Below are 13729 nucleotides of genomic sequence, written 5' to 3' on the forward strand. Positions count from 1 at the left end.
ATTTCCAAAGTCCCCTTTAGGGGATTTAGGGGTTACGCTTGTGGCGCAGCTGGCTTCTCTGGTCTTGGCAACAAAACTTTACGAGAAAGTTTCATTTTACCTTGTTTGTCTATATCCAACAATTTAACCTCAATTTTATCGCCTTCTTTCAACACACCATCCATAGTTTCTAAACGAGCCCATGAAATTTCTGAAATGTGCAATAAACCATCTTTACCCGGCATTACCTCTACAAATGCACCAAATGGCATAATAGATTTTACTTTACCTTGGTAAATGGCACCAATTTCTGGCTTAGCGGCAATAGCGTTAATACGTGCAACCGCAGCATCAATTGCAGCTTTATTATCAGCAAAAATTTCTACGATACCTTTGTTACCCACCTCTTCGATAGAGATTGAAGCGCCAGTTTCGCGTTGCATTTCTTGGATAATTTTACCACCTGGGCCAATTACAGCTCCAATAAATTCTTTATCGATAGATAATGAAACGATACGTGGAGCATGTGGTTTGTAATCTTCAGCTGGCGCAGCAATCGTTTTCTTCATCTCGTTTAAGATGTGTAAACGACCTTCTTTAGCTTGCAACAAAGCTTTAGTTAAAACTTCGTAAGACAAACCATTAATTTTTAAGTCCATCTGGCAAGCAACAATACCTTTTTCAGTACCAGTTACTTTAAAGTCCATATCTCCCAAGTGATCTTCATCACCTAAAATATCCGAAAGAATTTGATATTTACCAGTTTTTTCATCAGTAATTAAACCCATTGCAATACCAGAAACTGGCGCTTTGATTTTAATACCTGCATCCATTAATGCCAACGTACCAGCACAAACTGTAGCCATTGATGAAGAACCGTTAGATTCTAAAATATCAGATACGATACGGATAGTGTAAGGATTTTCAGCTCCTTCTGGCAATACTTTTTTCAACGAACGTTGCGCTAAAGCACCGTGACCAATCTCTCTACGTCCAGCACCTCTGTTTGGCCTAACCTCGCCAGTAGAGAAACCAGGGAAATTATAGTGCAATAAGAATTTATTGTAACCATTAAAGAAAGCACCATCAATCATTTGCTCATCATCTTTGCTACCTAAAGTAACCGATGTTAAAGATTGAGTTTCGCCACGTGTAAATACCGCCGAACCGTGAGCAGCTGGCAAATAACCTACTTCGCTCCAGATTGGACGAATTTGTGTAGTCGCTCTACCATCTAAACGGATACCTTCATCTAACAATAAAGCACGTACAGCATCATACTGTACATCATGGTAATAGTGTTTAGCTAAGGCTTTTGTTAAATCCTCGGTATCTTCTGGCATAGCCGCTAAAAAGTCGGTAATCAATGCTGTAAAGGCAGCAGAACGCTCATCTTTAGTAGAACCCGATTTTGCAATCGCATAAACTTTATCATAAGTATCAGCATAAACTTTAGCTTTCAACTCATCATCATGATCTTCGTGGTTATATTCACGTTTAACGGTTTTACCTGTTGCTTCGGTTAATTCTACCTGCACAGCACATTGAACTTTAATTGCCTCGTGAGCAAATTTCAATGCCTCAACCATTTCTTCTTCTTGGATCTCGTCGCACTCGCCTTCTACCATTACGATATCGTTAGCAGAACCAGCAACCATAAATTCTAAAGTTGCACGCTCTAAATCGCTAGCATAAGGGTTAATTACTAAATTACCATCAATTTTTGCTACACGCACTTCAGATATTGGCCCGTTAAAAGGAATATCCGAAACTGCCAATGCTGCCGATGCCGCTAAACCAGCTAAACAGTCAGGCATGATATTTTTATCAGCAGAAATTAACGAAATCATCACTTGCGTATCCGAGTGATAATCTGAAGGGAACAACGGACGCAAAGCTCTATCTACCAAACGAGAGATTAAAACCTCGTAATCTGATAATCTTGCCTCACGACGTAAGAAACCTCCTGGAATACGACCAGTAGCCGCATATTTTTCTTGATAATCTACCGATAAAGGTAAAAAATCGGTACCTGGTTTGGCACCTACAGTTGATACTACCGTTGCTAACAACATCGTATCGCCCATTTTAACTACTACAGAACCATCAGCTTGTTTCGCTAATTTACCTGTTTCAATTTCTACAATTCTTCCATCGCCCAAATCGAACGATTTTTTTATTACATTCATATTCTAATGTTGTGATCTGCTTTTCCTCTTTCGAACAGACCGAGTTTATTTATAATTTCTTCTTGTATTAAACCAAAAAAAGCCACTCTAAAAGAATGGCTTTTATTAACATTACACCGATTTGATGATATCTCTAAGCGATAAAGCTTTGATGATAGCACGGTAACGGTTAATATCTTTTTTGTAAAGATAAGCTAAAATTCCACGACGTTTACCCACTAATTTTTGTAGCGCTAACTGAGTAGAAAAATCTTTACGATTTTTTTTCAAGTGCTCTGTTAAGTGAGCAATACGGTAAGTAAACAATGCTACTTGACCTTCTGCAGAACCAGTGTTGGTTGCAACTTCGCCGTGTTGTTTAAAAATTTCGGCTTTCTTTTCTGTACTTAAATACATTCTTGAATAATATTAAAGTTAAAATTAATTAATTGGCTGCAAAGATACGCTAATTTTCTGATTAGTAAAATGATTGAATTGATTAATTGTCAAATTGTTTTTATCGGTTAACTGTTTGAACCGCTGAATTGTTTAATCGTTCTTTTTGGAAAACCAAAGGCATTGGTTCTTGGGTACCGTAGCCCTGCTATTCGTTTCAATCTTTTGCGAAAGGCAGTAGCTTGAACAGACTTCGTAAGTTTAATTTTGTTGGTCATTGTTTTTCAATGGTAAAATTGATGGCTTCGCCGTTTGAAAACTTACGAAGTCTAAAACTGTGATGCATCAAAAGTATTTCCACTGCTATCAGGTTTGTTTAACAAAAGCCTTAAAATAAAATTTCTTACAGCACTAAATCGTAAGTTTTAAAAACTTACGAAAGTTACTCTCAAATAATCTATATTTGAGAAATCTACATTAAAACAAATGGAATTACACGACATCACAGAAGCTTTCAGAGAAACATTTGTCAGAAAAATTTGCTTCCATAAGACCGATATTTACAAATCAAATTCTAAAGAAACAAATCCTTTAACTAGGAAAATTCATAGCAAATTAGCGGATGGCTATTTCCACAACCCACTTGTTAAATCTCTTACTGAAGACGTAATAAAACGAAAAGATTTACAAAATGTATTTATTGAAAATTTAGACTTAATTCATTTCAACATTGAAAATTTAATTTACAAAAACCCAACGCAGCATCTATTCGAAGAATTTAAATATACTATCTCAACGTATTTCGAATACGAAATACATTATTCAGCAAGCACTATCTGGTATAATTTATTGTCAGTTTTACCAGATAGGTATGTTGTTTATGATATGTACGGAAAAATTTTTCACGTAATGTTTGAAGATAATTTTAAAGCTCAAATTTACAAAGAAACTCTGGGGTCTTAACTTGCAAAAAAGAAAATAAAGTTGACACTCAATTAAAGACAAGCAAAACTTAGTCCCTTCTATTTATCCGTTCCAACTCTTCTACATCCAACCTATCCTTTATCCTGTTTGTTGCTTTTTTATTTTCCAATAGATGATTGTAATGTAAAAACTTAATTTCAAATCCTTGAACCACATCAACAGTTGCCATAGCTAGATACTCGTTAAATTTTATATTCTCCAATCCTGGTATATCGGTCATTAAATCTGCATACATACCATCGTCCATCATAATCTCACAATAACCTGCAATAATTGGCGTATCTATTAATACTTCATATCTGCCATACCCCATTTCATCAATGGCTTCAATTAAATTTTTACGGTTTTCTTTAGTATCTCTGAGGTAAATATCTAAATCACCTGTAGCTCTATTGTAACCATATCTGTTAACTGCAAAACCACCAACAATTAAATAGTCCACTTTGTGCTTTTGGAAAACACTCAGTAGCTGCAACATTTCAGCACTTTCCTTATCGAAAGACATGACTAAATATGATTTGCTTTACGAATAATAATGCCCCTACCCTGAGGCTGTTTCAAAGGCTTGCCTCCATTTAATTGTACAGCAACATAATTAAGCTGCAATAAGGCATGGATTTTTTGCTCCGCAGATTTGTTCAAATATACAGCTTCCCGTTCTGCTATTATGCTTTCACGGGGTATATCGGTATCGTATATTTTTAATCTGCCCATCAATCAAAAATACAAAATATTAAGTGAATTAAAAACAGTTGTGCACTCCCAATATTCGGGACAGGCACTTTGGCTAAAAAATTCAAACAACTTTCCACTATCATCGTTATAAAAACGGATTGTACAAAAAACTATACATTTCAGAAAAAACAATATATTCGCATTGTAAATAGCTTAATACCTACGAAATGGCAAAACTGCTAATCATTGATGATGAAAGAGCGATACGAAGTACGCTTAGAGAAATACTTGAATACGAAAACTATGAAGTTGATGATGTAGATAACGGCATCGACGGACTGGAAATGATCAAAAAGAATGATTACAATTTGGTTCTTTGCGACATTAAAATGAATAAGATGGATGGCATGGAAGTGTTGGAAACGGCACTTGGCATTAAGCCAGACCTTCCATTTATCATGATTTCTGGTCATGGCACCGTAGAAACAGCTGTTGAAGCCAGTAAAAAAGGTGCATTTGACTTTATCTCTAAACCACCTGATTTAAACCGCCTATTAATTACCGTACGTAACGGTTTAGACCGTGGCTCGTTAGTTACCGAAACCAAGGTATTAAAACGAAAAGTCTCAAAAACTCGTGACATCTTAGGTAATTCTGAAACCATTGGAAAAATTAAGGAAACCATTGATAGAGTGGCCCCTACCGAAGCAAGAGTTTTAATTACGGGGGCAAACGGTAGCGGTAAAGAGCTGGTAGCTCGTTGGTTGCACGAAAAATCTAACCGTGCAGATAACCAACTGATAGAAGTAAATTGTGCTGCCATTCCATCAGAACTGATAGAAAGCGAATTATTTGGCCACGAAAAAGGTTCATTTACTTCGGCTGTAAAACAACGTATTGGTAAATTCGAGTTAGCTAATGGTGGCACTTTGTTCTTAGATGAAATTGGCGATATGAGCATGTCGGCACAAGCAAAAGTGTTACGTGCCTTACAAGAGCATAAAATTACCCGTGTTGGTGGCGAAAAAGAAATTGATGTAAACGTTAGAATTGTAGCGGCAACCAATAAAGATCTTTTGAAAGAAATTGAAGAAGGAAACTTTAGGATGGACTTGTACCACCGTTTAAACGTGATCAACATTCATGTGCCGCATTTAACCGAACGTACGGATGATATCCCAGTAATTGCACAAAGCTTTTTAGAAGAAATTTGTGGCGAATACGGAATGCCTGCAAAGAAAATTACCGATGGTGCAATGGAGGCTTTGAAAAGATTGCCTTGGACTGGTAACGTTCGTGAATTACGCAACATGATTGAGCGTTTAATTATATTGAGCGATAAAACCATTACCGAGCAAGACGTGGTAGCTTTTGCAAATCCGGGTGGAGGAACCAACGTTGGCGCAGTTACTCAAGGCAACAACAGCCAAGGTGGCGGCAGTTTCAATTATGATGGTTTTAGCAATTTCCAAGAGTACAAAGATTTTGCAGAAAAAGAATATATCAAGTTTAAGCTAGAAAAGAACAACTGGAACGTTTCTAAAACTGCAGACGATATCGATATTCAACGAAGTCATTTGTACAGTAAAATTGAAAAATTTGGTTTAAAAAGAGCTGAATAACAAAAAAGGAGCTGAGTAAGCTCCTTTTTTGTTTACTAAATATTTCCTTAAACCCAATCTATGCCTTTTTTCAAAAAATTGGTGGTAATTTCTTCTTCGGTGCCCGGCTTAGCCTGCGCATTGTAGTTCCATTTGGTGGTTGGCGGTAGGCTCATCAAAATACTTTCAATACGTCCGTTAGTTTCTAAGCCGAACTTTGTACCCGAGTCGTAAACTAAATTGAATTCGGCATATCTACTTCTGCGTAAATATTGCCATTCCTTATGCAAATCGGTATATTCCTTATCTTTATTTCTGTCAATCAATTCGGTGTAAACAGGTAAAAAGGTATTACCTACCGCTAGTGAAAAATCTAATATTTGCTCGTAACTTAATGCTGTGTTTTCAGGTTTTAAGCGGTCGTAGAAAATACCACCCACTCCCCTAGTTTCGTTACGGTGTTTGATGAAAAAATAATCATCAGCCAAAGCTTTAAAACGAGGATAAAACTCTGCTTTAAACTCATCGCAAGCCTGCTTTAAATGATAATGAAAAAACCTAACATCAGTTGGAATTACATAATGTGGTGTTAAATCTATACCGCCACCAAACCAACGGGTTTGTTCATCCATCTCGAAATAACGGATATTCATGTGGATAATTGGCACAAACGGATTTTCTGGGTGTAAAACGATAGATACGCCAGTTGCGAAAAACTCATCGTTCTCTACTTTAAAAGATTTTTTTACGGCTTCTGGTAGCTTACCATACACCGCAGAAAAATTTACGCCGCCTTTTTCTATTACATTACCATGCTGTAGCACTCTTGTTCTTCCACCTCCACCACCTTCACGTTCCCATAACTCCTCTTCAAAAACAGCTTTTCCATCTGCAAACTCCAAGCCATTGCAAATACGATCCTGTATCTGCTTATACGCCTCAGCAACTTTATCCTTAAACATGATTTCCTCCATTGTAACTTCAAATTTAAGTTTAATACTACGCTAAGCGAAAACGAATGTTAGATAGTACATTAGATTGACACTTGGGGAGTTTAAATCCTGTGTTTAAAAGCTATTCCCGAATTTAGGTAATGTTACTTGTTAAACAACTTACTTAGGTTGGGCTTAATGCCGATGGTTAGCGGTACTGTAGTAAAATTTCTGGCCTGTATTTGCTCAAAACCGTTCATGTAACTAGCTTCTGTAAATATCGCCAATCCACCTAAGCTAAATTCAACACCTGCGCCACCTTCTGCAATGGGCATAAAATGACTTTGATTACTCATTTCTACTTGTAAAGCCGCATTATCTACCCTAACTCTAGGCGTTAAAATGTAGCCGCCACCTGCGCCAGCAAACCCATAAAATGCGAATTTACCAACCATTTTACGGTAACCCAAACCTACATTTAGTAAATAAGTGGTTGCTCTTCCCACCTGTGCGGTATAAGCAAATCCGGCATCGGGAGTTTTAGCTCGATAAGAAAGCGCATGCAAACTTACTTTCGGATAAAGAAACAAACCACCATTGCTCAAACCATAATTTAGGCCTAGTGTGGTAGATATCTTTCGCCCAAAAACATCCGCAGTTTTTCCAACGGGAACCGAAGTGCCAATGCCACTAATCGTATACAATTTATCCGTACGAGTTTGTGCTTTTAAAACTATAGGGAGTAACGTGGTAACCGCCAAAACAATGGTAAATATGCGCATAAAATATTTTTCTTAACTAACAGGAGTAATACACTTTTGTTTGCTCCACAAATTGTATTACTTTTCTGAAGGATTTTTTCTCTTAGCCAACAACTTCTCTATCATCTTCGTCATCCTATCTATTCTGGTTTTTTCTTGTTTTGCGCTAATAATCCACAAAATGTATTCTTTTCTGTGCGAATAGGCAAGCTGCTCATAGTAAGCCAAAGCAGTAGGATGCACAGTTAACGCTGTTTTCAGATCATCTGGAAGTATCACTACTTTGTTAGCCACGTCAATGTATTTACCGTATTCGTTATTTCTAATTTCCGCATTTCCTACACCCGATTTTTTCTGGCTTGAGGCTAATTTGACACGGATGCCCGTCCATATTTCGTTAATTGCCGCAGCACCAGATGGTGCAAGTTGGTACCGAACTAAATCATCCCACGACTGCATTAAATTCAAATCTGCAGCCAGCGAAGTTTTAGCTTTTGGATAGAAAATCCAAGCAACGGTTTTATCCTTTATAAATGGCTTAATGAGATCTAAAGCCTCAAACAAATTTGCTTTGGTAATGGCAAAAACCAAATAAGCATCGTAATTGGGCTGCATTTGGTAAGTAAGCTCAACTGCATTAGGAATATCGCCAAAAATAACGGCTGCTTTTTCTGGAGCATTTATTACGCTTACCTTAAAACCAGACTTAATTTGCAGCTTTTTCAGCAATTTATTTTCCATTTCTTCATTTTATGATAGGGCTGCAAAGCTATCTTATCAATCTTGATATGCGTATCTGTGGCGTAGTTTATAATTTCATTTTAGCGAAAAAATCCCAAAGCACAATACCTGCAGATATCACAATATTGAAAGAATGCTTGGTACCAAATTGTGGAATTTCGATACATTTATCTATTTGCTGCATCGCTTCGTCGCTTACGCCATTTACTTCGTTACCAAATATCAATACATACTTTTCGCTTAATGTAGGCTTATTTTTGTTCAGCATTACACTGTTTTGGGCCTGCTCTATGGCAATAATTTGATAGCCCAATTGCCTATACTTATTTATCGCAACTAATGTATCGTCTATATGTTCCCAGGCTACAGATTGGGTTGCGCCTAATGCAGTTTTCTCAATCTCACGATGCGGAGGCTGCGCCGTGATGCCGCATAGCACCACTTTTTCAACAGAAAACCCATCTGCAGTTCTAAAAACAGAACCTACATTATGCATACTTCTCACATTATCGAGCATAATAACCACTGGCAATTTCTCCTGTGCTTTAAACCCCTCTATATCAACTCTGTTAAGCTCGTCTAATTTTAGTTTTTTCATCCGTTTGTTTATTCGTTCAATAGCTCAATAGTTTGTTGTTAAGCTATCTAAATCATCATCTAATTAGCTAATCATCACATCAGCTAATCATCAAACCCTTTTGGCCCGCCGCCAATATCTTCTACATAAATGGTGGCATGGTATCCAATTTCATTGAAATATACTGCCGAAAGTTGCTTGGCAAAATCTACCTCGCTACCTTTTTTAAGCAAAGCGATGGCACAACCACCAAAACCAGCACCCGTCATACGGGCACCAATTACATCAGCATAATCTGCACAAAAATCTACAATAGTATCCAATTCTTTACCACTAACTTCGTATAATTCTTTTAAAGATTGATGCGAAGCGTACATTAACCTACCAAACTCTGTTAAGTTGCCTTCGTTTAGCGCTTTTGATGCCGCCTGTACCCTATCGTTCTCTTTAACTACGTGTGTGGCTCTTTTTAGCACAGTATCGTTTTTAATGAGATAACTATGGAGCGCAAATTTCTCTGCATTTAACTCACATAAATAATTGATGTTTATTTCTTTACGCAATTCTTCTAGTGCTTGCTGGCACTCTTCTACCCTTTCATTGTATTTAGAATCTGCTAGCTCTCTATGTTTATTGGTATTGATAATGGCTAGCGAATAATCGCCCAAATCACAATCTACCAGCTTATGTTTCAGTGTATCGCAATTTAATAAAATCGCTTTATTAGGTTCTCCAAAAGCCACGGCAAACTGATCCATGATACCAGAATTTAAGCCGATAAAATCGTTTTCCACTTTTTTTGAAAGTTTAACCATAGACAATAAATCTATACCTAGCTTAAAAAAATCGTTTAGTGCATAGGCCGTTAACACCTCAATAGATGCAGACGATGACAAGCCAGCGCCAATTGGAATGTTTCCGTAGAAAAGCAAATCTAATCCGCTGCACTGCCAATCTTCATTTTGTAGCTCGTTAATTACACCTAACGGATAATTATACCATTCGGAACCAACTTTTGAATAACTTTTTTGCAAGGGCATTTCGGTATAAGCCTCAAAATTTGCGCTCGCCAATCTAATTACCGCATCATTATTAGGTGCTAAAAACAACCAAGTACCAGCAGTAATAGCACAAGGCATTACCAAACCTCCGTTATAATCAATATGCTCGCCAATTAAATTTACACGGCCGGGTGCAAAATAACTGGCCTCGTGTGGCTTACCATATTTTTGTTGAAATAGTTCGTTGATTTGGTCTTTCATGTAGCTTAAATGATGATATTTAATTATTATTGTATTCCTTAAAAAGAAGGCCTAAGATAAGAATAATGAAAGCAAACCAAATAAATACAGGCATATTAGTAGATGAAAAAGAAGTAATTGCTGTAGAACTTAGCAACAATAAAGGCACTTACGTAAAGCTGTTCAATTACGGCACCATCATCAATAAATTTATAGTTAAAAATGCCAAGGGCGAAGCCCAAGATATTGTTTTAGGTTTTGATGATTTTGAGGGCTATATCAGTGAAGATTACCTAGCAAATTACCCTTATTTTGGTGCCGTTGTGGGCAGGTATGCCAACAGAATTAAAAATGGCGAGTTTGAAGTTGATGGAATTACCTACCAAGTACCGCAAAACAATGGAAACGATTGTTTGCATGGTGGCAACACAGGCTTCGACAAGAAAGTTTGGGACATTATTGAGCTAACGCAAGAACCAAATCCGTCGGTTACTTTCCATTACTATAGTGAGGATGGCGAAGAAGGATTTCCAGGAGATTTGGCAGTGCAGCTACGGTTTACACTTACCGAAACCAACGAATTAATTTTGACCTACCAAGCAGATACTGATGAAGCTACACCTATAAACCTCACCCACCACAGCTATTTCAATTTGTCGGCAAATGGTGGCCATATTGGTGCGCACCACCACCAGATGAATGCCTCGAATTGGCTAGAACAAGACGACAATTTTGTAGTTACTGGAAAATTAATTCCTGTAGATGGTTCGCATCATGATTTTAGAAAGGGTAAAACTTTTGCCGAAGGTTGGGACGAAGAAAATGGTTACGACCAGACCTATGTTTTAGACAAAACTTATGGAGATTTAACCTTAGCTAGCAAAACTTCAGATCGTGAAAGTGGCTTGACCCTAACGGTTTACACTACCGAACCAGTGGCACATTTGTACACCGCAAAGCACCTGAATGTTAAAGGTGGAAAAAACGGCAAAAATTATGGAGAGTTTAGTGCTTTTTGTGTAGAAACACAACATGCGCCAAATTCGATCAACATCGAAGAATTTCCTACAACAGTTTTAGAGCCCGAAGAAATTTATCATCAAACTACGATATATAAAGTAGAGGTTAAATAATTTGAAATTACTGGAGCGGACTTACACTTAAATTCGCTCCAATATGGTTTTAATCGCTTTTTCTACAATGGCATTTGGGTTACTGCTAAACTCAAATTTTACCCTACTGGCCAAAATTGCATTAATTGATAACGCTTTATGACCAAGCGTTTTTGCTAAGGCATAAATGCCTGCCGTTTCCATTTCTAAATTGGTAATACGGTTGTTAGCACTTTTAAAGCTATTCAATTGACCAATAAAATTCGCTACTGCATTTTTTGCTCTTACTTGCCTACCTTGCGGCGCATAAAAACCTGGTGCGGTAGCAGTAATTCCGGTCGGCATATCAAAGGCAAATTGATGCATTAAACTTTCGTCTGCCTTAGTTAAATAAGGCTTAATACCTTCTAAACCTGTAAAATGAGAATTGATATCAACCAGCAACGCTTGCTCTTCTGAGCTCAGTTCTTGTTCATAATAATGCATCAAGGCATCAAAACCTAAACCATAAGACGATGCCAGCACAGTTCCCATTGTAATATCTGGCTGCACAGCACCAGAAGTACCAATTCTAATGACATTGAGCGATTTTAGATGTTTTTTAACGGTTCTAGTTTCAAAATCGATATTTACCAGCGCATCTAACTCGTTAAAAACGATATCGATATTATCTGTACCAATGCCGGTAGAGATTACGGTAACTCGTTTACTACCAATATATCCCGTATGCGTAATAAACTCTCGTTTACCTTTTTTAAGCTCAATGCGATCAAAATGTTTGCTTACTTCTGGCACACGGTCCAAATCGCCAACGGTAATCACCGTATCTGCAATATCTTCTGGCAGTAAATTCAAATGGTAAATACTTCCGTCTGGATTAATAATTAAATCAGCTTCTGATAATTTCATTTCAATTGGGTTATTGGTTCATTAGTTCATTGGTTCATTTGTTCACTGGGTTATTGGTTCATTAGTTATGGTTATTGATTATTCATATCAACTAATCGCTGATCCCTGACTCCTAACCCCTAATCCCTAACACCTGATCCCTAATCCCTAATCCCTAAACTGTTCCTAAATATACATTTTTCAAGCCTTCAATTTTATCTAACTTACTTAAAATGCTATTAAGGTTTGCTTTTCTTACTTCGAAAGTTAGTTTACAATGGGTATCAAAATTCTGATTTAAGATGTTCAGTTGTTCTTCTTTTACCACACGCATCACATCGTTCATCAATAAATAATCGAACTCCAATTCGTAAACATCATTTACCGTTTTGGTTACAATTTCTGCTGCACTTAGTGCTTCTACAGTAGCTGTTTTGTACGCATTAATTAATCCAGGCACACCCAACAATGTGCCACCAAAATACCGTACTACCACTACTAAGATATTGGTTACATCGGCTGATAATAATGCATTTAAAATGGGTCTACCTGCGGTTCCAGAAGGTTCGCCATCATCATTAAATTTATGCACCGCCCTATCTGGGGTTAAACGCAAGGCCCAACAAAAATGTCTGGCTTTGCTATGTTCTGCTCTTAGTTTGGCCGTTAACTCCTTCACTTCTGTTTCACTTTTTATTGGATAAGCGTAAGCGATAAACTTACTGCCTTTATCCCTAAAAACCCCTTCACTTGCTTGTGTTATTGTTTGGTACGTATCGCTAAACAGCATAAATTTTTGATAGTGTGATGAGTATAATCGAAACGAGCGCCAATGCTAAACCAATGTAGTTCCAACGGCTTAAACGCTCTCTAAAAATAAAAATACCGATCAATGTTCCGCTAATAATTACGCCCATATTCATTGCCGCAAATACCGTTGACGGGTTATCGGCCATTTCTTTATGCGCCCTGAGATAAAAAAGAATATTACCAAAATTGAAAATGCCCAAGATACAACCGCAGAAAAAATTAACCAATTGCAGTTTGGTCTTTTTGCGCCACACCAAATAAAGCAGGTAAAGTATAGACAGTACAAAAGCAATACAGTAGATGATAAACAAAGAAGTAGTGTAAGGAATTACAGTAATTTGGCTTACCATTTTAAACATTACATCTACCGCTCCGAAACCAATAAAAACCAACAATAGATATAACCAACTTCTTTTGCTAGATACCCTATCGCTTTTTCTGTACATGGTAAAAATGATGGCAGCAAAACCGAAAACAATTCCTACTTCTTTATATCTATCGAAATTTTCTTTGAATAAAAAGTAAGCCGCACTTAGGGAAATAAAAAGAGATAAACGCTGTGCAATATCTGTTCTAGCTAAGCCAGCATTGCGTACCGACCTGCCCAAAATGATAAAAATGCATGGCATTAAAATGCCCAACGCCAAATAAATTGGAGAAATGTTAGTTGCGCTAAGACTAGAAAAATCTGGCTTAAAACAGATTAAACTTAATACAATAGCAAAAAGATAATTCCACGTGATAGCCTGTACAAGGTTAATTTGGTAACGCCTAGCCAGCTTAAACAAAACGCCAACAGTTACACTACAAATGACACTAAATACCAAATAAACCATTCTGCTATTTATAAAATTTCTTTAAAAA

General features: G+C 37.2%; 15 protein-coding genes. 3 read left to right on the forward strand and 12 right to left on the reverse strand.

Annotated elements, in window-relative coordinates:
- Positions 1-32: 32 nt before the first annotated feature.
- Both pnp and rpsO read right to left on the reverse strand, forming a co-directional pair.
- Entirely contained in the window at positions 33-2168 is a 2136-nt protein-coding gene (pnp, locus tag OVA16_RS16830) for a polyribonucleotide nucleotidyltransferase (protein ID WP_267761824.1), read from the reverse strand.
- 111 nt (positions 2169-2279) lie between these two features.
- Positions 2280-2564, reverse strand: coding sequence for a 30S ribosomal protein S15 (rpsO, locus tag OVA16_RS16835; RefSeq protein ID WP_138727826.1), 285 nt, complete (start codon positions 2562-2564; stop codon positions 2280-2282).
- Positions 2565-3029: 465 nt separating this feature from the next.
- On the opposite strand from rpsO, the gene OVA16_RS16840 reads away from it, so the two are divergent.
- A complete protein-coding gene (locus OVA16_RS16840; RefSeq protein ID WP_267761831.1) occupies positions 3030-3506 on the forward strand; it encodes a hypothetical protein in 477 nt (158 codons plus the stop codon).
- 49 nt (positions 3507-3555) lie between these two features.
- On the opposite strand, the gene OVA16_RS16845 is transcribed toward OVA16_RS16840, so the two are convergent.
- Together OVA16_RS16845 and OVA16_RS16850 are read right to left on the reverse strand one after the other, a co-directional pair.
- Positions 3556-4032, reverse strand: a complete 477-nt coding sequence (locus OVA16_RS16845; protein ID WP_267761834.1) for a hypothetical protein — start codon at positions 4030-4032, stop codon at positions 3556-3558.
- A 2-nt stretch (positions 4033-4034) separates the two neighbouring features.
- Complete coding sequence (locus tag OVA16_RS16850; RefSeq protein WP_138727828.1) at positions 4035-4241, reverse strand: hypothetical protein; 207 nt, start codon at positions 4239-4241, stop codon at positions 4035-4037.
- A gap of 188 nt (positions 4242-4429) precedes the next feature.
- On the opposite strand from OVA16_RS16850, the gene OVA16_RS16855 reads away from it, so the two are divergent.
- A complete protein-coding gene (locus OVA16_RS16855; protein WP_267761837.1) occupies positions 4430-5824 on the forward strand; it encodes a sigma-54-dependent transcriptional regulator in 1395 nt (464 codons plus the stop codon).
- Between the two features lie 47 nt (positions 5825-5871).
- On the opposite strand, the gene hemF is transcribed toward OVA16_RS16855, so the two are convergent.
- From hemF to OVA16_RS16880, 5 genes are all read right to left on the reverse strand, one after another.
- Complete coding sequence (gene hemF / locus OVA16_RS16860) at positions 5872-6768, reverse strand: oxygen-dependent coproporphyrinogen oxidase (RefSeq protein WP_267765420.1); 897 nt, start codon at positions 6766-6768, stop codon at positions 5872-5874.
- 131 nt (positions 6769-6899) lie between these two features.
- Positions 6900-7517 carry an autotransporter outer membrane beta-barrel domain-containing protein gene (locus OVA16_RS16865; protein WP_267761839.1) on the reverse strand — a complete coding sequence of 206 codons (618 nt, stop codon included), beginning with the start codon at positions 7515-7517 and terminating at the stop codon, positions 6900-6902.
- Positions 7518-7574: 57 nt separating this feature from the next.
- The gene (locus OVA16_RS16870; RefSeq protein WP_267761841.1) at positions 7575-8237 is read right to left on the reverse strand and encodes a YdeI/OmpD-associated family protein; all 663 of its coding nucleotides are present in this window, start codon (positions 8235-8237) and stop codon (positions 7575-7577) included.
- 67 nt (positions 8238-8304) lie between these two features.
- A complete protein-coding gene (locus OVA16_RS16875) occupies positions 8305-8835 on the reverse strand; it encodes an RNA methyltransferase (protein ID WP_267761843.1) in 531 nt (176 codons plus the stop codon).
- An 83-nt stretch (positions 8836-8918) separates the two neighbouring features.
- Entirely contained in the window at positions 8919-10076 is a 1158-nt protein-coding gene (locus OVA16_RS16880; RefSeq protein WP_267761845.1) for a galactokinase, read from the reverse strand.
- Between the two features lie 65 nt (positions 10077-10141).
- Here OVA16_RS16880 and OVA16_RS16885 point away from each other — a divergent pair, with 65 nt between their 5' ends.
- Positions 10142-11188, forward strand: a complete 1047-nt coding sequence (locus OVA16_RS16885) for an aldose epimerase family protein (RefSeq protein WP_267761848.1) — start codon at positions 10142-10144, stop codon at positions 11186-11188.
- Positions 11189-11215: 27 nt separating this feature from the next.
- On the opposite strand, the gene OVA16_RS16890 is transcribed toward OVA16_RS16885, so the two are convergent.
- From OVA16_RS16890 to OVA16_RS16900, 3 genes are all read right to left on the reverse strand, one after another.
- A complete protein-coding gene (locus tag OVA16_RS16890) occupies positions 11216-12076 on the reverse strand; it encodes a nucleoside phosphorylase (RefSeq protein ID WP_267761851.1) in 861 nt (286 codons plus the stop codon).
- Positions 12077-12230: 154 nt separating this feature from the next.
- Complete coding sequence (locus OVA16_RS16895) at positions 12231-12845, reverse strand: IMPACT family protein (RefSeq protein ID WP_267761855.1); 615 nt, start codon at positions 12843-12845, stop codon at positions 12231-12233.
- A complete protein-coding gene (locus OVA16_RS16900; RefSeq protein ID WP_267761856.1) occupies positions 12835-13701 on the reverse strand; it encodes an EamA/RhaT family transporter in 867 nt (288 codons plus the stop codon). Before OVA16_RS16900 ends, OVA16_RS16895 begins: the two co-directional genes overlap by 11 nt.
- Positions 13702-13729 lie beyond the last annotated feature (28 nt).

Origin of the sequence: Pedobacter sp. SL55 (genome assembly GCF_026625705.1) — a bacterium.
Classification (GTDB): Bacteria; Bacteroidota; Bacteroidia; order Sphingobacteriales; family Sphingobacteriaceae; genus Pedobacter.

What these genes read in the sequence shown, in the direction of transcription:
- OVA16_RS16875 (WP_267761843.1), bottom strand. Translation starts at nt 8,835, where the DNA reads ATGAAAAAACTAAAATTAGACGAGCTTAACAGAGTTGATATAGAGGGG.
- rpsO (WP_138727826.1), bottom strand. Translation starts at nt 2,564, where the DNA reads ATGTATTTAAGTACAGAAAAGAAAGCCGAAATTTTTAAACAACACGGC.
- OVA16_RS16840 (WP_267761831.1), top strand. Translation starts at nt 3,030, where the DNA reads ATGGAATTACACGACATCACAGAAGCTTTCAGAGAAACATTTGTCAGA.
- OVA16_RS16845 (WP_267761834.1), bottom strand. Translation starts at nt 4,032, where the DNA reads ATGTCTTTCGATAAGGAAAGTGCTGAAATGTTGCAGCTACTGAGTGTT.
- OVA16_RS16850 (WP_138727828.1), bottom strand. Translation starts at nt 4,241, where the DNA reads ATGGGCAGATTAAAAATATACGATACCGATATACCCCGTGAAAGCATA.
- OVA16_RS16895 (WP_267761855.1), bottom strand. Translation starts at nt 12,845, where the DNA reads ATGCTGTTTAGCGATACGTACCAAACAATAACACAAGCAAGTGAAGGG.
- OVA16_RS16890 (WP_267761851.1), bottom strand. Translation starts at nt 12,076, where the DNA reads ATGAAATTATCAGAAGCTGATTTAATTATTAATCCAGACGGAAGTATT.
- OVA16_RS16885 (WP_267761848.1), top strand. Translation starts at nt 10,142, where the DNA reads ATGAAAGCAAACCAAATAAATACAGGCATATTAGTAGATGAAAAAGAA.
- OVA16_RS16865 (WP_267761839.1), bottom strand. Translation starts at nt 7,517, where the DNA reads ATGCGCATATTTACCATTGTTTTGGCGGTTACCACGTTACTCCCTATA.
- pnp (WP_267761824.1), bottom strand. Translation starts at nt 2,168, where the DNA reads ATGAATGTAATAAAAAAATCGTTCGATTTGGGCGATGGAAGAATTGTA.
- OVA16_RS16855 (WP_267761837.1), top strand. Translation starts at nt 4,430, where the DNA reads ATGGCAAAACTGCTAATCATTGATGATGAAAGAGCGATACGAAGTACG.
- OVA16_RS16870 (WP_267761841.1), bottom strand. Translation starts at nt 8,237, where the DNA reads ATGGAAAATAAATTGCTGAAAAAGCTGCAAATTAAGTCTGGTTTTAAG.
- OVA16_RS16880 (WP_267761845.1), bottom strand. Translation starts at nt 10,076, where the DNA reads ATGAAAGACCAAATCAACGAACTATTTCAACAAAAATATGGTAAGCCA.
- OVA16_RS16900 (WP_267761856.1), bottom strand. Translation starts at nt 13,701, where the DNA reads ATGGTTTATTTGGTATTTAGTGTCATTTGTAGTGTAACTGTTGGCGTT.